We start from the raw sequence: 250 nt of genomic DNA, 5'->3' as shown, positions 1-250 counted from the left end.
CCTCCAAGGCCAAGCAGGCCACCTCCCGGGCGCGGCAGATCGACAAGATCAAGCTAGAAGACATCAAACCCTCCAGTCGCGTCAGCCCGTTCATCCGCTTCGATCAGAACAAGAAGATCCACCGCAACGCGGTAAACGTCGATGCCATTACCAAAGGCTACGACGGCGAACCGCTGTTCAAGCGTTTTTCCATGACCGTGGAAGCGGGCGAGCGGATTGCCATTATCGGCCCCAACGGCATTGGTAAAAC

The 250-nt window shown here is 57.2% G+C and carries 1 pseudogene; it reads left to right on the top strand.

The features are described from left to right. A pseudogene (locus P8629_RS12415) lies at positions 1–250 on the top strand (ABC-F family ATPase); the annotation flags it as partial.

Origin of the sequence: Hydrogenovibrio sp. 3SP14C1 (assembly GCF_029625905.1) — a bacterium.
Lineage (GTDB): Bacteria > Pseudomonadota > Gammaproteobacteria > Thiomicrospirales > Thiomicrospiraceae > Hydrogenovibrio.
The sequence above is the reverse complement of the archived record's forward strand: the minus strand, read 5'-3'. Positions and strand labels throughout refer to the sequence as shown.